At 73.1% G+C, this 24,587-nt stretch carries 26 protein-coding genes; 20 read left to right on the top strand and 6 right to left on the bottom strand.

The window, feature by feature from the left end; translation table 11 throughout:
• Positions 1-33: 33 nt before the first annotated feature.
• Entirely contained in the window at positions 34-897 is an 864-nt protein-coding gene (truA, locus tag ABD343_RS15065; RefSeq protein ID WP_344528106.1) for a tRNA pseudouridine(38-40) synthase TruA, read from the top strand.
• 9 nt (positions 898-906) lie between these two features.
• Here the strand turns inward: truA and ABD343_RS15060 are convergent, their stop codons facing one another.
• From ABD343_RS15060 to ABD343_RS15050, 3 genes are all read right to left on the bottom strand, one after another.
• Positions 907-2,085, bottom strand: coding sequence for a flotillin family protein (locus ABD343_RS15060; protein WP_344528592.1), 1,179 nt, complete (start codon positions 2,083-2,085; stop codon positions 907-909).
• Positions 2,086-2,120: 35 nt separating this feature from the next.
• Positions 2,121-2,375, bottom strand: coding sequence for a hypothetical protein (locus ABD343_RS15055; RefSeq protein ID WP_344528104.1), 255 nt, complete (start codon positions 2,373-2,375; stop codon positions 2,121-2,123).
• Positions 2,376-2,492: 117 nt separating this feature from the next.
• The gene (locus ABD343_RS15050) at positions 2,493-3,338 is read right to left on the bottom strand and encodes a hypothetical protein (protein WP_344528102.1); all 846 of its coding nucleotides are present in this window, start codon (positions 3,336-3,338) and stop codon (positions 2,493-2,495) included.
• A gap of 65 nt (positions 3,339-3,403) precedes the next feature.
• Here ABD343_RS15050 and ABD343_RS15045 point away from each other — a divergent pair, with 65 nt between their 5' ends.
• The 4 genes from ABD343_RS15045 (at position 3,404) to glmM (ending at position 7,776) form a co-directional block, all read left to right on the top strand.
• The gene (locus ABD343_RS15045; RefSeq protein WP_344528100.1) at positions 3,404-5,026 is read left to right on the top strand and encodes an ABC-F family ATP-binding cassette domain-containing protein; all 1,623 of its coding nucleotides are present in this window, start codon (positions 3,404-3,406) and stop codon (positions 5,024-5,026) included.
• Between the two features lie 221 nt (positions 5,027-5,247).
• Positions 5,248-5,691: a 50S ribosomal protein L13 gene (rplM, locus tag ABD343_RS15040; protein ID WP_344528098.1), complete on the top strand. Its 444-nt coding sequence runs from the start codon at positions 5,248-5,250 to the stop codon at positions 5,689-5,691.
• A 41-nt stretch (positions 5,692-5,732) separates the two neighbouring features.
• Entirely contained in the window at positions 5,733-6,242 is a 510-nt protein-coding gene (gene rpsI / locus ABD343_RS15035) for a 30S ribosomal protein S9 (protein WP_344528096.1), read from the top strand.
• 157 nt (positions 6,243-6,399) lie between these two features.
• Positions 6,400-7,776, top strand: coding sequence for a phosphoglucosamine mutase (gene glmM, locus ABD343_RS15030; RefSeq protein WP_344528094.1), 1,377 nt, complete (start codon positions 6,400-6,402; stop codon positions 7,774-7,776).
• 302 nt (positions 7,777-8,078) lie between these two features.
• On the opposite strand, the gene coaA is transcribed toward glmM, so the two are convergent.
• On the bottom strand, positions 8,079-9,032 hold the full coding sequence (gene coaA / locus ABD343_RS15025) for a type I pantothenate kinase (RefSeq protein ID WP_344528092.1): 954 nt from the start codon (positions 9,030-9,032) through the stop codon (positions 8,079-8,081).
• A gap of 95 nt (positions 9,033-9,127) precedes the next feature.
• On the opposite strand from coaA, the gene glmS reads away from it, so the two are divergent.
• The 8 genes from glmS (at position 9,128) to ABD343_RS14985 (ending at position 16,519) form a co-directional block, all read left to right on the top strand.
• Positions 9,128-10,990, top strand: coding sequence for a glutamine--fructose-6-phosphate transaminase (isomerizing) (glmS, locus tag ABD343_RS15020; RefSeq protein ID WP_344528090.1), 1,863 nt, complete (start codon positions 9,128-9,130; stop codon positions 10,988-10,990).
• A 13-nt stretch (positions 10,991-11,003) separates the two neighbouring features.
• Entirely contained in the window at positions 11,004-11,372 is a 369-nt protein-coding gene (locus ABD343_RS15015) for a holo-ACP synthase (protein ID WP_344528088.1), read from the top strand.
• Positions 11,373-11,456: 84 nt separating this feature from the next.
• Complete coding sequence (locus ABD343_RS15010; protein WP_344528086.1) at positions 11,457-12,917, top strand: NAD(P)H-hydrate dehydratase; 1,461 nt, start codon at positions 11,457-11,459, stop codon at positions 12,915-12,917.
• 87 nt (positions 12,918-13,004) lie between these two features.
• Entirely contained in the window at positions 13,005-13,295 is a 291-nt protein-coding gene (locus ABD343_RS15005) for a mycothiol transferase (protein WP_344528590.1), read from the top strand.
• Positions 13,296-13,403: 108 nt separating this feature from the next.
• The gene (alr, locus tag ABD343_RS15000) at positions 13,404-14,567 is read left to right on the top strand and encodes an alanine racemase (protein WP_344528084.1); all 1,164 of its coding nucleotides are present in this window, start codon (positions 13,404-13,406) and stop codon (positions 14,565-14,567) included.
• 59 nt (positions 14,568-14,626) lie between these two features.
• Positions 14,627-15,814, top strand: a complete 1,188-nt coding sequence (locus ABD343_RS14995; RefSeq protein WP_344528082.1) for an alpha/beta fold hydrolase — start codon at positions 14,627-14,629, stop codon at positions 15,812-15,814.
• Complete coding sequence (gene tsaE, locus ABD343_RS14990; protein ID WP_344528080.1) at positions 15,696-16,211, top strand: tRNA (adenosine(37)-N6)-threonylcarbamoyltransferase complex ATPase subunit type 1 TsaE; 516 nt, start codon at positions 15,696-15,698, stop codon at positions 16,209-16,211. The genes ABD343_RS14995 and tsaE overlap by 119 nt, the downstream gene beginning before the upstream one ends.
• A 131-nt stretch (positions 16,212-16,342) precedes the next feature.
• Positions 16,343-16,519: a hypothetical protein gene (locus ABD343_RS14985; protein WP_344528078.1), complete on the top strand. Its 177-nt coding sequence runs from the start codon at positions 16,343-16,345 to the stop codon at positions 16,517-16,519.
• Between the two features lie 38 nt (positions 16,520-16,557).
• Here ABD343_RS14985 and ABD343_RS14980 read toward each other — a convergent pair whose 3' ends face one another.
• Entirely contained in the window at positions 16,558-17,127 is a 570-nt protein-coding gene (locus ABD343_RS14980; protein ID WP_344528076.1) for a hypothetical protein, read from the bottom strand.
• A 212-nt stretch (positions 17,128-17,339) separates the two neighbouring features.
• Here ABD343_RS14980 and ABD343_RS14975 point away from each other — a divergent pair, with 212 nt between their 5' ends.
• The 5 genes from ABD343_RS14975 to ABD343_RS14955 all read left to right on the top strand — a co-directional run bounded on the left by ABD343_RS14975 (position 17,340) and on the right by ABD343_RS14955 (position 21,308).
• The gene (locus ABD343_RS14975) at positions 17,340-18,674 is read left to right on the top strand and encodes an LmeA family phospholipid-binding protein (RefSeq protein ID WP_344528074.1); all 1,335 of its coding nucleotides are present in this window, start codon (positions 17,340-17,342) and stop codon (positions 18,672-18,674) included.
• Between the two features lie 9 nt (positions 18,675-18,683).
• Positions 18,684-19,355, top strand: a complete 672-nt coding sequence (gene tsaB, locus ABD343_RS14970; protein WP_344528072.1) for a tRNA (adenosine(37)-N6)-threonylcarbamoyltransferase complex dimerization subunit type 1 TsaB — start codon at positions 18,684-18,686, stop codon at positions 19,353-19,355.
• A 65-nt stretch (positions 19,356-19,420) separates the two neighbouring features.
• Positions 19,421-19,915, top strand: a complete 495-nt coding sequence (rimI, locus tag ABD343_RS14965; RefSeq protein ID WP_344528588.1) for a ribosomal protein S18-alanine N-acetyltransferase — start codon at positions 19,421-19,423, stop codon at positions 19,913-19,915.
• Between the two features lie 29 nt (positions 19,916-19,944).
• Complete coding sequence (tsaD, locus tag ABD343_RS14960) at positions 19,945-21,060, top strand: tRNA (adenosine(37)-N6)-threonylcarbamoyltransferase complex transferase subunit TsaD (RefSeq protein ID WP_344528070.1); 1,116 nt, start codon at positions 19,945-19,947, stop codon at positions 21,058-21,060.
• On the top strand, positions 21,057-21,308 hold the full coding sequence (locus ABD343_RS14955) for a hypothetical protein (RefSeq protein WP_344528068.1): 252 nt from the start codon (positions 21,057-21,059) through the stop codon (positions 21,306-21,308). The genes tsaD and ABD343_RS14955 overlap by 4 nt, the downstream gene beginning before the upstream one ends.
• Positions 21,309-21,323: 15 nt before the next feature.
• Here ABD343_RS14955 and ABD343_RS14950 read toward each other — a convergent pair whose 3' ends face one another.
• A complete protein-coding gene (locus ABD343_RS14950) occupies positions 21,324-22,061 on the bottom strand; it encodes a VOC family protein (RefSeq protein WP_344528066.1) in 738 nt (245 codons plus the stop codon).
• Positions 22,062-22,164: 103 nt separating this feature from the next.
• On the opposite strand from ABD343_RS14950, the gene ABD343_RS14945 reads away from it, so the two are divergent.
• Positions 22,165-23,208, top strand: a complete 1,044-nt coding sequence (locus tag ABD343_RS14945) for an ArsR/SmtB family transcription factor (protein WP_344528064.1) — start codon at positions 22,165-22,167, stop codon at positions 23,206-23,208.
• 75 nt (positions 23,209-23,283) lie between these two features.
• Complete coding sequence (locus ABD343_RS14940) at positions 23,284-24,489, top strand: serine hydrolase domain-containing protein (RefSeq protein WP_344528062.1); 1,206 nt, start codon at positions 23,284-23,286, stop codon at positions 24,487-24,489.
• Positions 24,490-24,587: the final 98 nt, after the last annotated feature.

Here is a 24,587-nt window from a genome sequence, read left to right as displayed (position 1 = left end):
GACCGGCGCGCGCGGTCTGAGAAGATCGGGCGTGTGAGCGAAGAGGTGGCGGCCGGGTTCCGGCGCGTGCGGCTGGACCTGGCCTACGACGGGCGGGACTTCTCCGGCTGGGCCAAGCAGAAGAACGGGCAGCGGACCGTGCAGGGCGAGCTGGAGGACGCGCTGCGCGTCGTCATGCGGCTGGACCACACGCCCGAGCTGACCGTCGCGGGGCGCACGGACGCGGGCGTGCACGCGCGGGGGCAGGTCGCGCACGTGGACCTGCCCGACGAGGTGTGGGCCGAGCACGGCGAGCGGCTGCTGCGGCGGCTCGCGGGGCGGCTGCCGATGGACGTACGGGTCTTCCGCGCGGCGGAGGCCCCCGCGCACTTCAACGCGCGTTTCTCCGCGACCTGGCGCCGCTACGCCTACCGCGTCACCGACCACCCCGGCGGCGCCGACCCGCTGCGCCGCGGGCACGTGCTGTGGCACAACTGGCCGCTCGACCTCGACGCGATGAACGCGGCGGCCGGGGCGCTGCTGGGGGAGCACGACTTCGCGGCGTACTGCAAGAAGCGTGAGGGTGCGACCACGATCCGTACGCTGCGGCGGCTGGAGTGGACGCGGCACGACGACGGGGTGCTGGAGGCGACCGTCGTCGCGGACGCGTTCTGCCACAACATGGTGCGCTCGCTGGTGGGCGCGATGCTCTTCGTCGGCGACGGGCACCGCCCGCCCGAGTGGCCCGGCAAGGTGCTGGAGGCCGGGGTCCGGGACTCGGCGGTGCACGTCGTACGGCCGCACGGGCTGACGCTGGAGGAGGTCGGCTATCCGGCGGACGAGGAGCTGGCGGCCCGGAACCTCGCCTCCCGCAACAAGCGGTCGCTGCCGGGCGCCGGCGCTCCGGGCTGCTGCTGAGCGGGGCCCTCAGGCCAGCGGGACCGGGCCGTCGTCGGAGCGGCGGGGCTGCGGGGCCGGGGTCGGGGCCGAAGCCGGGGCCTCTGGGGGCGTCCCGTTCGCGCCGTCGGTCCCGTGCAGGTTCTGCTTGACGGTGTCCAGGATCGTGAGGCCCTGGCCGACGAGGCCCGCGGCGATCTCGCCGAGGCCGTCGGCGCCGTTGAGGACGTTCACATTGGCCCGGGAGAGGCCCGTGGCGGCCTCCTTGACGATCTGGGGGAGCTGGTCGATGAGGAGCTGGTCGAGGGCGACCCGGTCGTACGAGGCAGCGGCCTCGGCCTGGATCTTCGTCCGCTCCGCCTCGGCCAGCGCCAGCGTCTTGATCCGCTCGGCCTCGGCCTCGGCGGGCTTGACGACCTCCGCCACCAGCTCCTGCTGGCGGAGCTGCGCGGCGCGCTCGGCCAGCTCGGTCCGGGCCGCGAGGACCTCGCGCTGGGAGTTCGCCTGCGCGAGCGGGCCCGCCTGCGCGGCCTCGGCCTGCGCGCGGTCCACCTCGGACTGGTACGAGGCCCGGACGACGGCCGTCTGGCGCTCGTACTCGGCCTGGTTCCGGTTGGCCTCCTGCTGGGCCTCGGCCGCCGCCTGGGCCGCCTGCGCCTCGGCGATCTTGGCCTGGCGCTGCACGGCGGCCTTGTGCGGGCGCGACATGGCCTCGATGTAGCCGGTGTCGCCGTCGTCGATCGACTGGATCTGGAACGAGTCGACGATCAGGCCGATCTTACCCATCTCCGTCTTCGAGGTCGCCAGCACCTCGGTGGCGAGCTTCTGCCGCTCCGTGACGATCTCCTCGACCGTCATCGAGCCGATGATGGAGCGCAGGTGCCCGGAGAAGATCCGGCCGGTCAGCACCGTCATCTGGTGCTGCTCGGACAGGAAGCGCTGGCCCGCGTTGACGATGCTCTCGTTGTCGTTGCCGACCTTGAACGCGATCACGGCGCGCACGGTCAGCACGATGCCCTGCCGGGTGACGCAGGACTCCGTGATCTCGGCCTCGTGCATGGCGAGGGTGAGGAAGCGGGTCTTGCGGAAGAACGGGAGGACGAACTTCCCGTGCCCGGTCACCACGCGGAACGGTGCTCCCTTGAGCCCTCGCTTTCCGCCGGAGATGAGCATCGCCTGGTCAGGGCTAGGAACGCGGTATCCGAACATCATCGGTCCCCCTTCGGTACGGGCCTGCGGGCGTGTCAGCGGGCGGGGTGCGAGGGGCCGGCGTCCAGCGGGTCGTCCCACTGGCTGACGTCGACCTGGCGCGTGCCGCGGGACTCGATCACGAGGACGGTCGCCCCCGTCGGCAGCGGCTCGGGGGACCAGGCCAGATAGGTCTCGGAGCCGCCCCTGATCCGCACGAGCACCTCGCCGGGTCCCGCCTGTCCGCGCGTGGCGACGACCAGAACCCCGATACAGCCGATCACGGCCTCGTCCCGGTGCGTCGGCGGCATCGGCGGCTGTCCCCTCGGTCGCCCCTGAATTGCTGGTCGCGACGGACACTAGCGACCGGAACCGTGATCGCCACCGGAAGTGACCGCGTCGTTACAGCCCTGTGCAGGAAGGCCGCGTCACTTGGCGGCCTTCGCCGAGGCGTCCTTGCCGCGCTGGAGGACGCGGGCGTACGCGTAGTTCGAGCCGTCGAGGCCCGCCCGTTCGGCCTGCTCGTCGGAGGCGGGGGAGGGCTTGCCGTTGGTGCGGCCCGCGATGGTGAAGTAGGCGTACCGGCCCAGGGCGTTGGCCGTCGTACGGCAGGTGACGGTGCGGCAGAAGTCGGAGATGCCGCCGCCGGGGAGGGCGACCAGGTTCGGCTTGTACTCCTTCTTCACCTTCGCCGCCGCCGCGCTGTCCTTGAACGTGGCGATGCCGACCGTGACCGCGAGCCCGCCGCTGCGGTACGTGGCGCGGTAGAGGGCGTCGCAGCCGTTCCGGGTGAGGACCGGGCCGAGGCCCGCGTGGGCGGCGTCCGCGCAGGTGCCGCTGGTGGCGGTCTTGGTCAGCCGGTACGAGCGGCCGTTGATCGTGACGCGCTCGCTGGGGAAGAGGGAGCGCGCGGAGATCGGCGCCTTGTCGCGCCGGGCGTCGGCGATGAAGTCCTTCGGCGGCGGCGGGGGCGGCGGCTCGTTCTTGAACGTGGGCTGCGGCCCGTCGCTGCTCTCCGGCGGCAGATCCTTCGCCGGGGGCAGCGTGCTGGACGGCTTGTCGGAGGCGTCGTCCCCCGAGCCGCCCTCGCTGACGACCGCGACCGCGACGATCCCGGCCACGAGCACGGTGGCCAGCGCCCCGCCGCCCGCGAGCAGCCAGCGGCGGCGGCGAGCGCGGGTGCGCTCCGCCTCCTCGGCGAGCGCGGCCCAGTCGGGTGTCGATGGTCCCCTGGAACCGGAACCCCAGTCGGGTCCCCCCTGCCCAAAGCTCATGCGCGCATCCTATGCGGTCGATATTCGCTTGGCCGGGGGGACTTCGGGCCCTGACAATCGCCCTCATGGGACACGTCGAGGCCGCGCATCTTGAGTACTACCTGCCCGACGGGAGGGCCCTGCTGGACGATGTCTCGCTGCGCGTCGGCGAGGGCGCCTCCGTCGCGCTCGTCGGGGCGAACGGGGCGGGGAAGACGACGCTGCTGCGGCTGATCGCGGGTGAGCTGAAGCCGGACGGGGGCACGGTGACCGTCGGCGGCGGGCTCGGCGTCATGCCGCAGTTCGTGGGCTCGGTGCGCGACGAGCGTACGGTCAGGGACCTGCTCGTCTCGGTCGCGCACCCCGAGATCCGGAGCGCGGCGAGGGCCGTGGACGAGGCCGAGCTGGCCGTGATGGAGCGGGACGACGAGGCGGCCCAGCTCCAGTACGCGCAGGCGCTCGCCGACTGGGCCGAGGTGCGGGGGTACGAGGCGGAGACGCTCTGGGACATGTGCACGGTCGCCGCGCTGGGCGTGCCGTACGAGAAGGCGCAGTGGCGCCAGGTGCGGACTCTCTCGGGCGGCGAGCAGAAGCGGCTCGTGCTGGAGTCGCTGCTGCGCGGCACGGACGAGGTGCTGCTCCTGGACGAGCCGGACAACTATCTGGACGTGCCCGGCAAGCGCTGGCTGGAGGAGCGGCTGCGGGAGACGCCGAAGACGGTGCTGTTCATCTCCCACGACCGCGAGTTGCTGGCCCGCTCCGCGGAGAAGATCGTCAGCGTCGAGCCGGGCGCCGCGGGCAGCGACGTGTGGGTGCACGGCGGCGGCTTCGCGACGTACCACGAGGCCCGCAAGGAGCGGTTCGCGCGCTTCGAGGAGCTGCGCCGGCGCTGGGACGAGGAGCACGCGAAGCTGAAGCGGCTCGTGCAGATGTACAAGCAGAAGGCGGCCTTCAACTCCGACATGGCCTCGCGGCTCCAGGCGGCCCGCACGCGGCTGCAGAAGTTCGAGGAGGCGGGCCCGCCGATGGAGCCGCCGCGCGAGCAGGACATCCGCATGCGGCTGCGCGGCGGCCGTACCGGCGTACGGGCTGTGACCTGCGAGAACCTGGAGCTGACGGGGCTGATGAAGCCCTTCTCGCTGGAGGTCTTCTACGGGGAGCGGGTCGCGGTGCTCGGGTCGAACGGCTCGGGGAAGTCCCACTTCCTGCGGCTGCTGGCGGGCGGTGACGTGGCGCACACGGGCGCGTGGAAGCTCGGCGCCCGCGTCGTCCCCGGCCACTTCGCGCAGACCCACGCCCATCCCGAGCTGGAGGGGCGCACGCTGCTGGACATCCTGTGGAAGGAGCACGCCCGCGACCGGGGCGCGGCGATGGCGGCGCTGCGGCGGTACGAGCTGACGCGCCAGGCCGAGCTGGCCTTCGAGCGCCTCTCCGGCGGACAGCAGGCCCGTTTCCAGATCCTCCTGCTGGAGCTGGAGGGCTCGACGGCCCTGCTCCTGGACGAGCCGACGGACAACCTGGACCTGGAGTCGGCGGAGGCCCTCCAGGAGGGGCTGGAGTCCTACGAGGGCACGGTGCTGGCCGTCACCCACGACCGCTGGTTCGCCCGTACGCTCTTCGACCGTTTCCTGGTCTTCGGCGCGGACGGCCGGGTGCGGGAGACGCCGGGGCCGGTGTGGGACGAGGGGCGGGTGGCGCGGGCCCGCTGACCCCGGGGCCGCGTTTTGACCCGTACGGGTGGGGGCCGGTATTCTGCTTCATCGTTGTGTGTATTGGCTTGCCTATCTCACGTGGGGAGCCCTTACACCGGTCTACCGGTCGATTTCCAGCGGCCAGCGTGCGGATGCGTCACCGCACGCGGTCTCGTCTGTCGTGATCTTCCTGGTGGCCTTGTCAGGACTCACTCACTGAAGAAGCGAAGGCTACGACCGTGCGTACGTACAGCCCCAAGCCCGGCGACGTCCAGCGCCAGTGGCACATCATCGACGCCCAGGATGTCGTCCTGGGCCGTCTGGCCTCCCAGGCCGCCACCCTTCTCCGGGGCAAGCACAAGCCGGTGTACGCGCCCCACGTCGACACCGGTGACTTCGTCATCATCATCAACGCCGACAAGGTGCACCTGTCCGGCAACAAGCGGACCCAGAAGATGGCCTACCGCCACTCGGGGTACCCGGGCGGTCTGCGCTCGGTCCGCTATGACGAGCTGCTGGAGAAGAACCCCGAGAAGGCCGTCGAGAAGGCCGTCAAGGGCATGCTCCCGAAGAACTCCCTGGGCCGTCAGATGCTCTCCAAGCTGAAGGTCTACTCGGGCGACCAGCACCCGCACGGTGCTCAGCAGCCCGTGCCGTTCGAGATCAGCCAGGTCGCGCAGTAAGTCCGGCCACCCCCTAAGACGAAGAGAAGCTGAGGAGAATCGTGGCCGAGACCACTCCGGAGACCGAGACCCCCGTCGAGGGCGTCGAGGAGTACACGACCGAGACCCCCGAGGCGCCGGAGGAGTACACCTCCGAGTCCATGGCGTCCCGTTTCGGTGACCCGCAGCCCGCCGCGGGCACCGGTCGCCGCAAGAACGCCATCGCCCGTGTCCGCATCATCCCGGGCACCGGCCAGTGGAAGATCAACGGTCGCACCCTGGAGGGGTACTTCCCCAACAAGGTGCACCAGCAGGAAGTCAACGAGCCCTTCAAGGTCCTGGAGCTCGATGACCGTTACGACGTCGTCGCCCGCATCGCCGGCGGCGGCATCTCGGGCCAGGCGGGCGCGCTGCGCCTGGGCGTGGCCCGTGCGCTGAACGAGGCGGACGTGGACAACAACCGCGGTCCCCTCAAGAAGGCCGGCTTCCTCACGCGTGACGCCCGTGCGGTCGAGCGCAAGAAGGCCGGTCTCAAGAAGGCTCGCAAGGGCACCCAGTACAGCAAGCGCTGACGCGCGCGCTGGCTGGAGCCGCTTCTCGGATGCCCCGTCGGTACCTCGGTGCCGACGGGGCATCCGTCTTTTGAGGCGGTACGCGTAACGGGGCGTATACCTGGTGTATGACGGGCCGTCAGGGCGGCCCCCACCCGATGGACTCGGAGGAACGACTGTGGGACGACTCTTCGGTACGGACGGTGTACGTGGCGTCGCCAACGAGGGGCTGACGGCGGAGCTGGCGCTCGGCCTGTCGGTCGCGGCGGCCCATGTGCTGACCGAGGCGAGGGCAGGTGCCGACGCCGCGCACGGCGAGGCGACCAGGCCCGTCGCGGTGGTCGGGCGGGATCCCCGCGCGTCCGGGGAGTTCCTGGAGGCCGCCGTCGTCGCGGGCCTCGCGAGCGCCGGGGCCGACGTGCTGCGCGTCGGCGTGCTGCCGACGCCCGCCGTCGCGTACCTGACCGGCGCGCTCGGCGCCGACCTCGGCGTCATGCTCTCCGCGAGCCACAACCCCATGCCGGACAACGGCATCAAGTTCTTCGCGCGCGGCGGCCACAAGCTCCCCGACGAGCTGGAGGACCGCATCGAGAAGCTCTACCGCGAGCACGCGGCGGGCGAGGCCTGGGCCCGGCCGACGGGCGCGGGCGTCGGGCGCGTACGGGACTACGACGAGGGCTTCGACAACTACGTCGCGCACCTCATCGGCGTCCTCCCCAACCGGCTCGACGGGCTCAAGGTCGTCATCGACGGGGCGCACGGGGCCGCGTCCCGTGTCTCCCCTGAGGCCTTCGCCCGGGCGGGCGCCGACGTGGTGACGATCGGCACCGACCCCGACGGGCTCAACATCAACGACGACTGCGGCTCCACGCACCTCGACGGGCTGCGGGCCGCCGTCGTCAAGCACGGGGCCGACCTGGGCGTCGCCCATGACGGCGACGCCGACCGCTGCCTCGCCGTGGACGCGGCGGGCGACGAGATCGACGGCGACCAGATCCTCGCGGTGCTCGCGCTCGCGATGAAGGAGGCGGGGCAGCTCCGCAAGGACACCGTCGTGGCCACGGTGATGTCGAACCTCGGCTTCAAGCTGGCCATGGAGCGCGAGAGCCTCGCGCTGCTCCAGACCGCGGTCGGCGACCGTTACGTCCTGGAGGAGATGAAGCGCGGCGGCTACTCGCTGGGCGGCGAGCAGTCCGGCCACGTCATCGTCCTCGACCACGCGACGACGGGCGACGGCACGCTGACGGGGCTCATGCTGGCGGCTCGGGTCGCCGCGACGGGCAAGCCGCTGGCGGAGCTGGCCGGTGTGATGGAGCGGCTGCCGCAGGTCCTCGTCAACGTGCCGGACGTCGACAAGTCGCGGGTCTCCTCGGCCCCCGAACTGGTCTCCGCCGTCGCGGAGGCCGAGCGGGAGCTGGGGGAGACGGGGCGCGTGCTTCTCCGGTCGTCCGGTACGGAGCCGTTGGTCCGCGTCATGGTGGAGGCCGCCGACATCGAGCAGGCCCGCGGCGTCGCGGCCCGCCTCGCCGACGTCGTCAAACGAACCCTGGGCTGACCGAACCCCGGGGCTCGCCCCTTCTCCCGGGGCGCGGGGCTGTTTCGATGTGCGGCTCCGCCGCGTGGGCGCACAGCCCGTCGGCCTAAGGGGCGCGGGGAACTGCGCGACCGGCCACGGCGCACTTGCAGTCTGCAATGCACAGTACGGGGCAGCCCGTACCCAGCCCTCATGTCCGGGGCACCCGGCATGGGGGCTGCGCTTGCCAGCCCTGCTCCCCCGAGCTCTTCGAGCAGGGGGTACCCCCAATGGCAGACCTCCCAGGCACAGTGAGCGGGAGGGAGGAGCGGAGGGGCGGCATCTCAGAGTTTGCGGAGGGAGAGGCGTTCTACTTTGTGGTCGGGGCCCTTGTGGAGCTGGAGGGTCGCCCGACCGCGCGTGGGGGCGATGTTCTGTTCGAGATTGGGGCGGTTGATCGTGCGCCACGTGTTGCGCGCGTAATCGAGCGCCTCTTCCTCCGACACCGCCGTGTACTTGTGGAAGTACGAGCGCGGATTCTGGAACGCCGTGGCCCGCAGCTTGCGGAACCGGTCGAGATACCACCGCTCGATGTCGTCCGTACGGGCGTCCACGTAGACGGAGAAGTCGAAGTAGTCGGCGACGGCGAGGCGCGTGCGGCCGTCCTTGCCGGGGAGGGCCGGCTGGAGGACGTTGAGGCCCTCGACGATCAGGATGTCGGGGCGGTGCACCGTCAGCCGCTCGTCCGGCACGATGTCGTAGATCAAGTGGGAGTAGACCGGGCCCGTGACCTCCGGTTTGCCCGCCTTCACGTCGGCGACGAAGCGCGTGAGCGCCCGGCGGTCGTAGGACTCGGGGAAGCCCTTGCGCGACATCAGGCCGCGCCGCTCCAGCTCCGCCTTGGGGAAGAGGAAGCCGTCCGTCGTCACCAGCTCGACGCGCGGATGCTCCGGCCAGCGGGCGAGGAGTGCCTTCAGCAGGCGGGCGACCGTGGACTTGCCGACCGCGACGCTGCCCGCGATGCCGATGACGAACGGGGTGCCGTCGGTCTCGTCGCCGTCGCGGTCGAGGAAGGTGTTCAGCGCGCTGCGCAGGCCGTGCGTGGCGCCGACGTGGAGGTTGAGGAGGCGGGAGAGGGGGAGGTAGACGTCCCGTACCTCGTCCAGGTCTATGACGTCGCCGAGGCCGCGCAGCTCCTCGACCTCGGCCGCGGTCAGCGGCAGCGGGGTGCGCTCGCGCAGGGCGCTCCACTCGGCGCGGCTGAGGTCGACGTAGGGCTTGGTGGACACGTGGCCCATTGTGCGCGGGGCGGGAGTGACGTACGCACCCGGGAGGTGTTCTGACGCGCGGCGTGCGGTACACATGGCAGGCCAGCGGGTTGGAAGGGGTATCTATGTGCGGAATCGTCGGCTATGTGGGCGGGCAGTCAGCGCTGGAGGTGGTGCTGGCGGGGCTGCAGCGCCTGGAGTACCGGGGTTACGACTCGGCCGGTGCCGCGGTGCTCGCCGACGGCGGGCTCGCGGCGGCGAAGAAGGCGGGCAAGCTCGCCAACCTCCAGAAGGAGCTGGCCGAACGGCCGCTGCCCGCCGGGAACACCGGCATCGGGCACACCCGCTGGGCCACCCACGGCGGGCCCACGGACGCCAACGCGCACCCCCATCTCGACAACGCGGGCCGCGTCGCCGTCGTCCACAACGGGATCATCGAGAACTTCGCCGTGCTGCGCGCCGAGTTGACCGACCGGGGCCACGAGCTGACCTCGGAGACGGACACCGAGGTCGTCGGGCATCTGCTCGCCGAGTCCTTCTCGTCCTGCGGCGACCTGGCCGAGGCGATGCGGCAGACGTGCCGCCTGCTGGAGGGCGCGTTCACGCTGGTCGCGGTGCATGCCGATGATCCGGACGCGGTCGTGGGCGCCCGGCGCAACTCGCCGCTCGTGGTCGGCGTGGGGGAGGGGGACGGCGACGGGGAGTACTTCCTCGCCTCGGACGTCGCCGCCTTCATCGCGCACACGCGCGAGGCGATCGAGCTGGGCCAGGACCAGGTCGTGGAGCTGCGGCGCGGCGCCGGGGTGACGGTGACGGACTTCGACGGCGCCCCCGCGGACGTACGGACGTACCACGTGGACTGGGACGCCTCGGCCGCCGAGAAGGGCGGCTACGACTACTTCATGCTCAAGGAGATCGCCGAGCAGCCGAAGGCCGTCGCGGACACGCTGCTCGGGCGGATCGACCGGGCCGGGGAACTGACGCTCGACGAGGTGCGGATCCCCGACTCGGTGCTGCGGGAGGTCGACAAGGTGGTGATAGTGGCCTGCGGGACCGCGTATCACGCCGGGATGATCGCGAAGTACGCCATCGAGCACTGGACCCGGATCCCCTGCGAGACCGAGCTGGCCAGCGAGTTCCGCTACCGGGACCCGATCCTGGACTCGCGCACGCTGGTCATCGCCGTCAGCCAGTCCGGCGAGACGATGGACACGCTGATGGCGCTGCGGCACGCGCGCGAGCAGGGCGCGCGGGTGCTGGCGATCTGCAACACGAACGGTTCGACGATCCCGAGGGAGTCGGACGCCGTCCTCTACACGCACGCCGGGCCGGAGGTCGCCGTCGCGTCCACCAAGGCGTTCCTGACGCAGCTCGTCGCCTGCTATCTCGTCGCGCTCTATCTCGGGCAGGTGCGCGGCACCAAGTGGGGCGACGAGATCGGCGAGCTGGTGCGCGAGCTGTCCGAGGCCAGCGCGTGGGTCGAGGACGTGCTCGGCACGATGGAGCCCGTACGGGAGCTGGCGCGGGGCCTCGCGGACCGGAACACGGTGCTCTTCCTCGGGCGGCACGTCGGCTTCCCCGTCGCGCTGGAGGGCGCGCTGAAGCTGAAGGAGCTGGCGTACATGCACGCCGAGGGCTTCGCGGCCGGGGAGCTGAAGCACGGGCCGATCGCGCTGATCGAGGAGGGCGTGCCGGTCGTCGTGGTCGTGCCGTCGCCGCGCGGGCGTTCGGTGCTGCACGACAAGATCGTCTCCAATATCCAGGAGATCCGCGCGCGCGGTGCCCTGACCATCGTCGTCGCCGAGCGCGGCGATACGGCCGTGGTGCCGTACGCGGACCACCTGGTCGAGGTCCCGGAGACGCCGACGCTGCTCCAGCCGCTGGTCGCGACGGTGCCGCTGCAGGTCTTCGCCTGCGAACTGGCCACCGCGCGCGGCAACGAGGTCGACCAGCCGAGGAACCTGGCCAAGTCGGTGACGGTGGAATGAGGGGCGTACCGAGGTGATCGTAGGGGTGGGGATCGACGTGGCGGAGATCGACAGGTTCGCCGCGTCGCTGGAGCGGACGCCGGGTCTGGCCGGACGGCTGTTCGTGGAGCGGGAGTTGTGGCTGCCGGGCGGGGAGCGGCGCGGTGTCGCGTCGCTGGCGGCCCGCTTCGCCGCGAAGGAGGCCCTCGCCAAGGCGCTCGGCGCGCCCGCGGGGCTGCGCTGGACCGACGCCGAGGTCCGTACGCACGACTCGGGGCAGCCGTATCTGGTCGTGAGCGGGACGGTGCTGGCGCGCGCCGAGGAGATGGGGGTGCGGGGCTGGCACGTCTCGCTCTCCCACGACGCGGGCGTGGCCTCGGCGGTGGTGGTGGCGGAGAGCTGAGCTGCGGGGCGGCCCCGGGGGTCACTGGATGCCCTCCGGGGCCACCGGATGCCCTCCGTGGCCGCTCGCGTCCACACTGGACGTATGAGATACGCCTATCGCGTGGAGACCGTACGCACGGCCGAGCGGGAGCTGATGGCGCGGCTGCCCGAGGGGATGCTGATGCGCCGCGCCGCCGCCGGGCTCGCCGCCGCCTGCCGGGGGCTGCTGGGCCGTACGTACGGGGCGCGCGTCGTGCTCCTCGTCGGCAGCGGGGACAACGGCGGGGACGCGCTCTACGCGGGCGCGGAACTCGCGCGGCGCGGGGCCGGGGTCACCGCCGTGCTGCTCTCCCCGGAGCGGGCGCACGAGGGCGGGCTGCGGGCACTGCGCGCCGCCGGGGGGCGTGCGGTGGGCGGCGTGCCCTCCGAGCCGTACGCGGAGCTGATCGGGCGGGCCGACCTCGTCGTGGACGGCATCGTCGGCATCGGCGGCAAGGGCGGACTGCGGCCCGTCGCCGTGGAGTTGACGGACCTCGTGCGGGACGCGGGCGTACCGGTCGTCGCCGTGGACCTGCCCAGCGGCGTGGACGCGGACACGGGCGAGGTGAACGGCCAGGCCGTACGGGCGGGCGCGACGGTCACCTTCGGGACGTACAAGCCGGGGCTGCTCGTCGACCCGGCGCACGAGCACACGGGCGCGGTGCGGCTCGTCGACATCGGGCTCGACGCGTGCCTGCCGAGGGCCGCGGACATGGAGGCGCTCCAGCACGCGGACGTGGCACGGCTGTTGCCGCGGCCGGGCGCGGAGAGCGACAAGTACCGGCGCGGGGTCGTCGGGGTCGCGGCCGGCTCGGGCACGTACCCGGGCGCGGCCGTGCTGGCGGTCGCGGGCGCGCTGCGGGGCGGCGCCGGGGCCGTGCGCTACCTGGGCGAGTCCGAGAGCGTCCGCGAACAGGTGATCCGGCGCTTCCCGGAGACGCTCCTCACCCAGGGCCCGGTGCGCCGGGCGGGCCGCGTCCAGGCCTGGGCGGTCGGCTCGGGCCTCGGCGACGGGTCCGCCGCGCGGGAACTGGTCGCCGACGTGCTGACGGCCGACCTGCCGGTGCTCGTGGACGCGGACGGGCTGCGGCTGATGGACGTGTCCGCCGTCCGGGAGCGGACCGCGCCGACCGTCCTCACGCCCCACGCGGGCGAGGCGGCCGCGCTGCTGGGGCGCGGCCGCGAGGAGGTCGAGGCCGCGCGGCTGGCGTCCGTACGGGAGCTGGCGGAGCTGACGGGCGCCACGGTGCTGCTGAAGGGGTCCACGACGCTGGTGGCGGACGCGGACCGTACGAAGCCGGTGCGTGTCAACGCGACGGGTACGGGGTGGCTGGCGACGGCGGGGAGCGGCGACGTGCTCTCCGGTGCGGTCGGCTCGCTGCTCGCCGCGGGGCTCGACGCCCTCGACGCGGCCTCGGTGGGCGCCTACCTCCATGGCCTCGCGGCCCGCCACGCCGCGCCTCCGCTCACCGCGATGGACGTCGCGCACGCCTTGCCACACGCGTGGCAGAGCGTGACGAACTAGGAGACCTCGTCAGGGGCACGGTCCTGTGTCCGATGTGCGGCTCCGCCGCGTGGGCGCACAGCCTGTCGGCCTAAGGGGCGCGGGGAACTGCGCGCCCGGCCACGGCGCAGCCGCGGCCTGCGATGCACGGCACGGGGCAGCCCGTACCCAGCCCTCCTGTCCGGGTGCCCGGCGAAGTGGGCTGCGCTTGCCAGCCCTGCTCCCCCAAGCTCTTCGAGCAGGGGATACCCCCAATGGCAGACCTCCCAAGCTTCGCGGGAGGGAGGAGCGAGGGCCAGCTCTCTTGCCGGGGCGCTCGGCATGATCGCGGAGTACGCGCAGCACTGCGGGCACGCGGGCCTGCTCAGGGAGCGCATCGACGGGGAGACGGGGCGGTGACGCCGCCCGGGCACGGACGGCACGGACGGCACGGCCGGGCCCGACAGCCACGGACGGTCCCGGCGAACCGGCACCTGCGACACTGAAGCGGTGAACAGCGTCAACAGTGTGACCGCTCCAGCAGCCGCCGACACCGCCCCTGCCGGGGCCGTCCGTGCCCGGGCCGAGATCGATCTCGGCGCGGTCCGCGACAACGTACGGACGCTCCGGGCCCGCGCCCCCCGCGCCGAGCTGATGGCCGTCGTGAAGTCGGACGGCTACGGGCACGGGGCGGTGCCCTGCGCCCGCGCCGCGCGCGAGGCCGGGGCGAGCTGGATCGGCACGGCGACGCCCGAGGAGGCGTTCGCGCTGCGTGCGGCGGGCGACCGGGGCCGGCTCATGTGCTGGGTGTGGACGCCGGGCGGCCCCTGGCGGGAGGCGATCGAGGCCGGGATCGACGTCTCGGCGAGCGCCCGCTGGGCCCTCGACGAGATCACGGAGGCCGCCCGCGCGAGCGGCCGTACGGCGCGCGTGCATCTCAAGGCCGACACCGGCCTGGGCCGGGGCGGCTGCCAGCCCGCCGACTGGGCGGATCTCGTCGCCGCGGCCCGCGCCGCCGAGGCCGAGGGCGCGCTGAAGGTCACCGGGATCTGGTCGCACTTCGCCTGCGCCGACGAGCCGGGCCACCCCTCGATCGCCGCGCAGCTCGACGCGTTCCGCGAGGCCCTGGCCGCCGTCGCGCGTGCCGGGCTCGACCCGGAGGTGCGGCACCACGCGAACTCGCCCGCGACGCTGACCCTCCCCGAGTCCCACTTCGACCTCGTACGCCCCGGAGTCTCGGTCTACGGGCTCTCGCCGTCCCCCGAGATCGGCGCCGCCGCCGAGCTGGGGCTGCGCCCGGCGATGACGCTGAGCGCCTCTCTCGCCCTGGTCAAGCGGGTGCCGGGCGGCCACGGGGTGAGTTACGGGCACACGTACACGACGCCCGGCGAGACCACCCTCGCCCTCGTCCCCGTCGGGTACGGGGACGGCATTCCGCGCCACGCCTCGGGGGCGGGCCCCGTCCTCGTCGCGGGCAAGTGGCGGACGGTCGCGGGGCGGGTCGCGATGGACCAGTTCGTCGTGGACCTCGGGGGCGACACGGCCGCCGCGGGGGACGAGGCCGTGCTCTTCGGGCCCGGCGACCGGGGCGAGCCCACGGCCGAGGACTGGGCCCGCGCGGCGGGCACCATCGGGTACGAGATCGTGACGCGCGTCAGCCACCGGGTGCCGCGCGTGTACGTCGGCGCCTAGCGGGAACGGCACGTGGAGCGGCACGAACCACTGGGCACGGCAGTCACGGGGGACGCACCATGAGCACACCACGGCGCAGGGCGGGGCTCGCGGGCGCGGCCCTGGGGGTCGTCGCGGCCGGTGTCGCGCTGGAGCGGCTGACCGTCCACCGCGCGGTGCGCCGCAAGGCCCGCCTCGCGCTCGACGCCGAGGGCCCGTACGGCACGCTGCGCGGCACGGAGGGCGCGGCGGTCGCGGAGGACGGCACGGAGCTGTACTACGAGACGGACGAGCCGGAGCCGGGCGGCGAGGAGCTGCCGTTCACCGTCGTCTTCTCGCACGGCTACTGCCTCAATCAGGACGTGTGGCACTTCCAGCGCGCCGCCCTGCGCGAGCGCGGCGACGTGCGCGCGGTCTACTGGGACCAGCGCGGCCACGGGCGTTCCGGGCGCGGTCCGGCGGGCGGCGAGATCTCCATCGACCTGCTCGGCCGGGACCTGAGGGCCGTGCTCGACGCCGCCGTCCCGGAGGGCCCCGTCGTGCTCGTGGGGCATTCGATGGGCGGCATGACGACGATGGCGTTCGCCGCGCAGTACCCGGACGAGGCCGAGGGGCGCGTCGCCGGAGTCGCGCTGCTCGGCACCAGCGCGGGCGGCTTGGCCGACGTCACGTACGGGCTCCCGTCGGTCGGCGTGAAGGCGGTGCGGCGCGTGGTGCCGGGGGTGCTGCGCGCCCTGGTCAAGCAGACGGAGCTGGTCGAGCGGGGGCGGCGGGCCACCGCCGACCTCTTCGCGGGGCTCGTCAGGCGTTACTCGTTCGGGGCAGCCCGGGACGTGGACGCCGGGGTCGCGCGGTTCGCGGAGAAGCTCATCGAGTCGGTGCCGGTGGACGTCGTCGCCGAGTTCTACCCCGCCTTCGCCGCGCACGAGAAGACGGCGGCGCTCGCGGCGTTCGACGGCGTGCCCGCGCTGGTCCTCGCCGGGGACCGCGATCTGCTGACGCCGCTGGAGCACAGCGAGCGGATCGCCGCCGCGCTGCCCGCGGCCGAGCTGGTGGTGCTGGAGGAGACGGGGCATCTGCTGATGCTGGAGCGTCCCGAGGCCGTCGCCGAAAGCATGTCCGACCTGCTGGCGCGTATCCTCCGGGCGTATGGGAGCACCGCACCACCAGTACAGCCTGACCGTCCCCACGGCCGACCGGATGCGGGAGCTGGGCGAGCGCCTCGCCAAGCTGCTGCGCGCCGGCGATCTCGTCCTGCTGACGGGTGAACTCGGCGCCGGTAAGACGACGTTGACGCGCGGCCTCGGGCAGGGGCTGGGCGTGCGCGGGGCCGTGACCTCGCCCACGTTCGTCATCGCGCGCGTCCATCCGCCGCTGGGCGGGGGACCGCCGCTGGTGCACGTCGACGCGTACCGGCTGGGCGGGGGCCTGGAGGAGATGGAGGACCTGGACCTCGATGTCTCGCTGCCCGGGTCCGTGGTCGTCGTCGAGTGGGGCGAGGGCCGCGTCGAGGAGCTGACCGAGGACAGGCTGCACGTCGTGATCGAGCGGACGCGCGGCGGCTCGGGCGAGGGCGCGGAGGAGGAGTCCGACGACGAGCGCGTCGTGACGCTCACGGGTGTGGGCGCGCGCTGGGCGGCCGAGGACCTCTCGGCGCTGGGCTGAGCCCCCTTCGTACCGTTGTCGACAGCGTGTCGGGAAGATGTTGCGTGCACGGCTGATGCCGTGGTCCCATGGGAGGCGAGAGCGCGGTTAGGTGTGCCTAACCAAGTCGGTGCCAGCCTCCGGGAGGTGTCATGCCGGCACATGAGCCCGAGCGCCAGCCTTCGCAGCGGCGGTCGCGGGTGTACGAGACGCCGTCGCCGTCGATGAGCGCGCTGCTGGCGTCCTGTGCGGCGGCGGACGCCGTCTCCCGGCCCCCGGAGGAGCACACACCCGAGGAGGCGGAACCCCCGGTTCCGGCCCCGCGCTAGCCGTTTCCGGCGGACCGTGGTTGCCCTCGGCTGAGGGCCTAGCGGACTACGACGACGGGACGCCCGATCGTCGCGAAGACCCACATCGCCTCGCCGTCCGCGCGCTTCTCGCGGATGCCGCCCGTCTTGCGGCCCGGGTCCTGGTTCGGCATCGAGCCGTCGACCGCCGCGCTGAATCCGATCGTGACGCCGTCGACGTCGGCGAACCGGACCACGTTCTCGATCGGGACGCCGTCCGAGCCGGTGATCTGCGACGAGCGCGACGTGACCTTGTAGGTGCCGGGCGAGGGGCTGACCGTGCTGGGCACCACGCGGTACGTCCGCTGGACCTTGTTGCCCTTGCCGACGAGCCAGACCCGCTCCCGCCCCAGCGCGTACACGACCCGGGTGCCCCGGCCCGAGTCGGCCGGGAGCGCCTTGCTGTCCTCGGCCTTGCCCGAGGAGGAGTCCTTCGACGAGGGGGAGGATTCCGGGGCGCTCGGCGTGTGCTTCTCCGCGCGGTCCTGGGCGGCCGACGCCTGGAAGGCGAAGAAGCCGATCACGGCGAGCGCGATCACGGTCAGGCCGGTCACGAACACTCCCGCGCTGTTCCCGCTGCCGCGTGCCACCGTGTGCCGCCACCTCTCGTGCCTGCCCGTACGATCCCCGGAGCGCCGGGTCTTCCCGACGGTAGCAGCAGCGCGGGATGTATTTCGGACGGACGGGCTGGGCCCGAAGCCCTGCCCACCGGTGGGACTTGGAGTAACCGCCGCCCCTGTGTTCGCATATGGCGATGACCCCCCACGGTTCATCGACAGGCTCCACCACCCCCATACCGCGCGTGCCCTCGCCCACCGCCCCGCCCTCGTCCAACCCGTACGACGAGCTGGCCTCGCTCGCGCCGCCGGACACTCCGCCCCCCGCCGGAGAGCCCAAGCCGAACCCGTACGACGCGCTCTCCTCGGAGCCGTCCACCGAGGACAACCCGTACGACCATCCGTACGAGGACGGGCCCCTCGGCTTCGCGCTCCGCTCGGACTACGACGAGCCCGAGTACGAGGACCAGATGCCGTATCTGCGGGCCGTGCGCAGGCGGCGCCGCTCGCGGCTCACCATGGCGGTCAAGCTCGGCATCGCCCTGTGCGTGCTGCTCGCGCTGCTCGGCGCGGGCGACCGGCTCGCCGCCTACTACGCCGAGGACAAGGCGGCGGAGAAGGTGCAGAAGGCCCTGAAGCTGCACGCGGAGCCCGAGGTGCACATCCGGGGCTTCCCCTTCCTCACGCAGATGGCGGGCGACCGGCTCGATCACGTCGACCTGACGATCCCCGACGTGCCCGCGGGCCGCGTCTCCGTGGCGCAGGTCAACGGCACCGTCAACGACGTCAAGATCGTCGGCGACGCCCCCTCGTCCATCAAGGGCGCCGTCCTCGGCCGGATGCGCGGCGACGTGCTGCTCGCCTTCGACGACCTCGACCGCGAACTCGGCACCTCCCAGGTCAAGTTCACCGCGGGTGACAAGAACACCGTGCTGGCCGACGGCGAGCTGCCCGTCGCGGGCAAGGAGGTCAAGGTCAGGGCCCGCGCCCACCTCATGCGCACCGGCGACCACGGCGTCGGCACGACCGTCGACGACATGCGGCTCGATGTGCCCGGCCTCTTCTCGTACGTCCCTGGCAAGGGCGAGGACGGCGGGCTGCGGCTGGCGCGGCCCCTCGCCGAGCGCATCCAGCGCGACGCCTCCAAGGCCAAGGCCCTCTTCGGCGTCCGCGCGGTCACCGAGCGTTTCGGGCTCTCGGACGAGCGGGCCCGGCGGGTGCGCGAGAGCGAGTCGGAGCTGCACCGGGTGACGGGGGCGCCGAAGTTCCTCGACAAGATCATGAAGGTCAACATGGTCGACGTCGTCATGGAGAACCCCTGGCTGATGAAGAAGCTCGGCCTCGACCCGGCGCTGGTCGCGGGGCTCCAGAAGATCGAGGAGCCGAAGCTCGCCGACAAGCTGTCCCTCTCCCTCAAGCTCCCGGAGATGCCCGGTGACGTGCGGCTGCGCGGCATCTCCGTCGCCGAGGACGGCATCCGCGCCAATGTGACGGGCGTCAACGTGCCGTTCGGCGGCGGCGCCGGGAACTCCGTGAAGGAGACGGAGGACGCGAAGAAGGGGGCCGGTTCGGCGCCGTAGGCTGGTGGGGTGCTGATGCTCGCTCTGGATACCGCCACCCCCGCCATCACGGTCGCCCTGCACGACGCCGACTCGGGAGAGACGCTCGCCGCCGCCGACCAGGTCGACGCCCGCCGGCACGGCGAGCTGCTCCTGCCCTCCGTCGACCACGTGCTGCGCGAGGCCGGACGGAAGCTCGCCGAGGTCACGGACATCGTCGTCGGCGTCGGCCCGGGGCCGTACACGGGACTGCGGGTCGGGCTGGCGACGGCCGAGGCGTTCGGGGCCGCGCTCGGGGGGAGCGCGCGGGTGCACGGCGTCTGCACCCTGGACGGCCTCGCGTACGCCTCGGGGCTGGACGTCCCCTTCGTCGTCGCGACCGACGCCCGGCGCAAGGAGGTCTACTGGGCGCGGTACGCGGACGCTCGTACGAGGGACAGTGAGCCCGCCGTCGACCGCCCCGCCGAGATCGACCCCGAGGTGCGGGCGCTGCCCGCCGTGGGCGCGGGCGCCGTGCTGTACGCGGACGTGTTCCCCGGCCTGCGCGCCGGCCTGCCGGCCGACCTGTCCGCCGTCTCGCTGGCCCGCCTCGCCGCCGAGCGGCTCGCGCGCGGCGAGGAGCTGCTGCCGCCCCGCCCGCTCTATCTGCGCCGCCCGGACGCGAAGGTCCCCGCGAACTACAAGGTGGTCACGCCGAAGTGAGCGCCGACGGCACGCCGGACCCGGCGTCCGCCCCGTACGGGCCCGAGGGTGTCACGCTGCGTGAGATGCGCTGGTGGGACATCGAGCCGGTGCTCGCGCTGGAGGACGAGCTGTTCCCGGAGGACGCCTGGTCCGAGGGGATGTTCTGGTCCGAGCTGGCCCACGCGCGCGGCCCGCACGCCACCCGCCGCTATCTCGTCGCCGCCCGCCCCGACGGCACCCTCGTGGGATACGGGGGCCTCGCCGCCGTCGGCGGCATGGGCGACATACAGACCATCGGCGTGCTCCCCTCCCACCGGGGCACGGGCCTGGGCGCGCACCTCCTGCGCACGCTCCTGCGCGCCGCGACGGACTTCGAGTGCGCGGAGGTCCTGCTGGAGGTCCGCGTCGACAACGTCCCGGCACAGCGGCTCTACGAGCGCTTCGGCTTCGCCCCCATCGGCATCCGCCGGGGCTACTACCAGCCCGGCAACGTCGACGCGCTCGTGATGCGCCTGGCCGACCCCGCGACGGCGGTGGCGGCGCCCGTCCACCCCGCCCGGGACCCCTCCCGATCCTGAGAACCCTGAGGAACGAGGCACAAGGAACCATGACTGACTCGCGGGACGAACCGCTCGTCCTCGGCATCGAGACCTCCTGCGACGAGACCGGCGTCGGCATCGTGCGCGGCACCACCCTGCTCGCCGACGCCGTCGCCTCCAGCGTGGACACCCACGCCCGGTTCGGCGGCGTCGTCCCCGAGATCGCCAGCCGCGCGCACCTGGAGGCGATGGTGCCGACCATCGAGCGCGCGCTGAAGGAGGCCGGGGTCGCCGCCACCGACCTCGACGGCATCGCCGTCACGGCGGGCCCGGGGCTCGCGGGCGCGCTGCTCGTCGGCGTCTCGGCCGCGAAGGCGTACGCGTACGCGCTCGGCAAGCCCCTCTACGGCGTCAATCATCTCGCCTCGCACATCTGCGTCGACCAGCTCGAACACGGCGCGCTGCCCGAGCCGACGATGGCGCTGCTGGTGAGCGGCGGCCACTCCTCCCTCCTCCTCGCCCCCGACATCACCTCCGACGTCCGGCCGCTGGGCTCGACGATCGACGACGCGGCGGGCGAGGCGTTCGACAAGGTCGCCCGCGTCCTCAACCTCGGCTTCCCGGGCGGCCCGGTGATCGACAAGTACGCGAAGGAGGGCGACCCCGACGCCATCGCCTTCCCCCGCGGCCTGACGGGCCCGCGCGACGCCCCGTACGACTTCTCGTTCTCCGGGCTCAAGACGGCCGTCGCCCGCTGGATCGAGGCGAAGCGGAACGCGGGCGAGGACGTGCCCGTCGCCGACGTCTCCGCGTCCTTCCAGGAGGCCGTCACCGACGTGCTGACGCGGAAGGCGATCCGCGCCTGCATCGACGAGGACGTCGACCACCTCATGATCGGCGGCGGCGTCGCCGCGAACTCCCGGCTGCGCGCCATGGCCGAGGAGCGCTGCGCCGCCGCGGGCATCACCCTGCGCGTCCCCCGCCCCAAGCTGTGCACGGACAACGGCGCGATGGTCGCCGCGCTCGGCGCGGAGATGGTGGCCAGGGGCCGCGCCGCCTCCTCGTGGGACCTCCCGGCGGACTCGTCACTGCCGGTCACGGAACCGCACGTGCCGGGCGAGGAGCACGACGACTCCCACGATCACGTGCACGAGACGAGCAGGAAGAACCTCTACTCCTCATGAGCGCACTCGCCCTGATGTGGGAGGCCAAGGCGGCACCGGAGCGCGGTGCGGCCCTGCTGGAGTGGGCCCGCGGGCAGGCCCTCTCCCCGGCCCCGTTCCGCCGCGAACACTTCACCGCGCCCGGCGAGCGGGTGCTCGTCATCACCTGGTGGGAGGGCACGTACGACGCGGACGTGCCCGAACTCCCCGACCCGCCGGGCGATCTGACGGCCCGCCCGGTGCACCGCTGGCGCTTCGAACAGGCGTGACCGTGGCGTGAGCCGTCAGAGCGGGGTGAGGAGGCAGAACTCGTTGCCCTCCGGGTCCGCGAGGACCGTCCACGGGACGTCGCCCTGGCCGATGTCGAGGTCGGTGGCGCCCAGGGCGCGCAGCCGGTCGGCCTCGGCCTTGTGGTCGTCCCCGGCGTAGGGCCTCAGGTCGAGATGGACGCGGTTCCACCCGGTCTTCACGTCGGGCGTGCGGAGGAATTCGAGGTACGGGCCGACCCCCTCGGAGGAGCGCAGCGCCACGTGGTCGTCGGTCTCCTCGTGCAGGGTCCAGTCCATCGCCTCGCCCCAGAACCGGGCCATGGTGTGCGGGTCCGCGCAGTCCACCACCACGGCGGCCATCGGCCCGGTGTCCCGGTAGCCCTCCCGGGGCTCCAGCACGCAGAACTCGTTGCCCTCCGGATCGGCCAGGACCGTGAACGGCACGTCGCCCTGGCCCACGTCCGCGCGCGTGGCGCCGAGCGCCTCCACGCGCGCGACCAGCTCCGCCTGATGGGCATCCGAGGTGGTGGCGAGATCGACGTGGATGCGGTTCTTCACCGTCTTGGGGTCCGGGACCCGCATGATGTCGATGAACACCGTGCTGGGGTGGGGGTAGGGGAGGCCCTCGGGGACCAGGTTGGTCACGCCGGGCTCCTCGGTCTCGATGCTCCAGCCCAGGGTCTCCGCCCAGAACCGGCCGAGCGCGGCGTCGTCGTGGGCCTTCATCGCAATCTGCACAAGTCGCGTCGGCATGCGGACGATCCTAAGCACAGACGGGGCCGAGGGCACGGGCGTTCGTACGCCTTGACCTGACGTGCGGGACAGCCGGATGGTGATCCCTCACGAGGGAGGCGGCGTGTTCCAGGTGGGGCTGGGTGCGGGGGCGTTGGCGAGGGTGCGGTTCGCCGTCTCGCCGTTGATGGAGGCGCACTTCCTGGTGCGGCAGACGTGGTCGGGGGCGTGGACGTATCCGCCGACGGCGTGGGTGCGCCGGACGCGGAGCGAGGCGGACCGGGAGGCGTGGCCGGGGAGGGGCGAATTCGTGCTGCTGCCCGCGCTGTTCCAGGTGTGCGGAGCGTACGTGCCCGACTTCCTGACTCCCGAGCCCTCGGCGCCGCAGCCCGACGTGCGGGACGAGCTGCACGGCGTGGCGACCGCGGACGGGGGACGGGTGGCGGCCGAGATGGCGGCCGCGCTGGAGGGCGTGGCGGAGCGCGGGCGTACGGGAACGCCGCAGCTCGCGGCCGTACGGGACGCGCTGGAGCGCGGGGAACGGGAGTTCGCGCAGGCCGCCGCCGACGAGCTGGAGCGGTTCTGGCGCGGGCGGCTGGCCCCGTACTGGGCGCGGCTGAGCGGCGCGGCCGAGGCCGACATCGAGCACCGGGGGAGGGTGCTGGCGCGGACGGGGCTCGGCGCGGGGCTGGCCTCGCTGCACCCGGGCGTACGGCTCTCCGGGGCCGGGACCGGGGGCGGGGCCGGGGACGTGCTGCGTGTCCCGCACCGGTACGACGGGGACGCCGGGACCGTCGACGACCTGGTGCTGGTGCCCTCGGCGATGCTGTCCGGCTGCGCGCTGAGCGTGGACGTGTGCGGGGTGCGGGGCGCCGCGCTGATGTACCCGGCGCGGGAGGCGGGGGAGGAGCGGGAGGAGTGGGAGGGCAAGGGCGCGTCGGCGCTCGGGGCCGTGCTCGGGCACACCCGGTACGTGCTGCTGCTCTCCCTCGCGAGCCCCCGTACCACCACCCGGCTCGCCGCCGAGCACCATCTGACGCCCGCCACGGTCTCGTACCACCTGCGGCGGCTGCACGCGGCGGGGCTGCTCAGCCGTGCGCGGGACGGCGCCGAGGTCCACTACCGGCGCACGGACGAGGCCGAACGCCTGCTCGCCGAGGGGCATTAGAGGCTGCTCTCATCATCTGGCCCGCCTGCGGACTCTCTGCTTCACTCCAGCCACGACGAGGGAGGGGCGGACCATATGGGACAGCGGGCGCGCAGAGGCCGCGGAGTACGGGTCGCGTTGGCGGGAGCCGTGGCGGCCGGGGCGCTCGCCACGGCGCTCACCGGCCCCGCGGGCGCCGCTTCGGGCCGCGCCGCGCCCGGGACCGCGGGGGGGCCCCAGGGCGCGGCGGCCGCGCGGGACGCGATGGACACCGCCGTCCGCGGCGGCATCCCCGGCGCGATCGGCCGCATCGAGGACGCGCGCGGCACCTGGCGCGGCACGGCCGGTGCCGGGGACCTCGCCAAGGGCACGCCGCGCCACGCGGACGACCGGTTCCGGATCGGGAGCGTCTCCAAGACGTTCCTCGCCACCGTCGTCCTGCAACTGGAGGACGAGGGCAGGCTGAGCCTCGACGACACCGTCGAGAAGTGGCTGCCGGGCCTCGTCACCGGCAACGGCAACGACGGCAGCCGCATCACCCTGCGCCAGCTCCTCCAGCACACCAGCGGCATCTACGACTTCGTCTACGACCCGGACTTCGACGCGGTCTACGGCACCGACGCCTTCATGGAGCACCGCTACGACCGCTGGACGCCCGAACAGGTCGTCGGCGTCGCGATGAAGCACGAGCCCGAGTTCGCGCCCGGCACCTCCTGGAAGTACTCGAACACCAACTACACGCTGCTCGCGATGGTCGTCGACAAGGCCGCGGGACGCCCGTACGAGCGGGAGATCGAGCGGCGCGTCATCGAGCCCCTCAAGCTGCGGGCGACCAGCGTGCCGCGCACCGACCCCCGCCTCCCCGCGCCGCACAGCAGGGGATACGTCCGCTTCACGCCGGACGGCGAGCTGCTGGACGTCACCGAGATGAGCCCGACGTGGGCGAAGGGCTCGGGCGCCATGATCTCCACGACGAAGGACCTGAGCCGCTTCTACCGCGCGCTGCTCGGCGGAAAGCTGCTGCCCGCACGGCAGATGGCGAAGATGCTGGACACGGTGGAGACGGGGGACACGAAGACGCCGCGGGTCGCGTACGGGCTCGGCGTCTTCGTCTACAAGTTCTCGTGCGGCGTCACGGTCTGGGGGCACGGGGGCAGCGTGCACGGCTCGTCGTCGTTCGTGGGCACGACGCTCGGCCGGAAGGGCGAGGGGCCCGCGCGCACGATGGCGTTCCAGTACAACGTGGCGGGCGCGGGGAGCGCGCACACCGTCGCGGATGCCGCGTACTGCGCGAAACGCTGAGGGCCGGGCGTACCGGACCGGGTCCGGAGCCCGTATCCCCTCACCCTGAGTGACCCGGCAGGATGGGGCGCCACGGAAGGATCAGGCGGGGCCGACGG

Source organism: Streptomyces albiaxialis, assembly GCF_039530985.1.
Lineage (GTDB): Bacteria > Actinomycetota > Actinomycetes > Streptomycetales > Streptomycetaceae > Streptomyces > Streptomyces albiaxialis.
The sequence above is the reverse complement of the archived record's forward strand: the minus strand, read 5'-3'. Positions and strand labels throughout refer to the sequence as shown.

Coding starts and splice junctions, on each gene's coding strand:
- ABD343_RS15060 (WP_344528592.1), bottom strand. CDS start 2,085: ATGTTCGGATACCGCGTTCCTAGCCCTGACCAGGCGATGCTCATCTCC.
- ABD343_RS15055 (WP_344528104.1), bottom strand. CDS start 2,375: ATGCCGCCGACGCACCGGGACGAGGCCGTGATCGGCTGTATCGGGGTT.
- ABD343_RS15050 (WP_344528102.1), bottom strand. CDS start 3,338: ATGAGCTTTGGGCAGGGGGGACCCGACTGGGGTTCCGGTTCCAGGGGA.
- ABD343_RS15045 (WP_344528100.1), top strand. CDS start 3,404: ATGGGACACGTCGAGGCCGCGCATCTTGAGTACTACCTGCCCGACGGG.
- coaA (WP_344528092.1), bottom strand. CDS start 9,032: ATGGGCCACGTGTCCACCAAGCCCTACGTCGACCTCAGCCGCGCCGAG.
- glmS (WP_344528090.1), top strand. CDS start 9,128: ATGTGCGGAATCGTCGGCTATGTGGGCGGGCAGTCAGCGCTGGAGGTG.
- ABD343_RS15010 (WP_344528086.1), top strand. CDS start 11,457: ATGAGATACGCCTATCGCGTGGAGACCGTACGCACGGCCGAGCGGGAG.
- ABD343_RS14995 (WP_344528082.1), top strand. CDS start 14,627: ATGAGCACACCACGGCGCAGGGCGGGGCTCGCGGGCGCGGCCCTGGGG.
- tsaE (WP_344528080.1), top strand. CDS start 15,696: ATGGGAGCACCGCACCACCAGTACAGCCTGACCGTCCCCACGGCCGAC.
- ABD343_RS14985 (WP_344528078.1), top strand. CDS start 16,343: ATGCCGGCACATGAGCCCGAGCGCCAGCCTTCGCAGCGGCGGTCGCGG.
- rimI (WP_344528588.1), top strand. CDS start 19,421: ATGCGCTGGTGGGACATCGAGCCGGTGCTCGCGCTGGAGGACGAGCTG.
- tsaD (WP_344528070.1), top strand. CDS start 19,945: ATGACTGACTCGCGGGACGAACCGCTCGTCCTCGGCATCGAGACCTCC.
- ABD343_RS14955 (WP_344528068.1), top strand. CDS start 21,057: ATGAGCGCACTCGCCCTGATGTGGGAGGCCAAGGCGGCACCGGAGCGC.
- ABD343_RS14950 (WP_344528066.1), bottom strand. CDS start 22,061: ATGCCGACGCGACTTGTGCAGATTGCGATGAAGGCCCACGACGACGCC.
- ABD343_RS14940 (WP_344528062.1), top strand. CDS start 23,284: ATGGGACAGCGGGCGCGCAGAGGCCGCGGAGTACGGGTCGCGTTGGCG.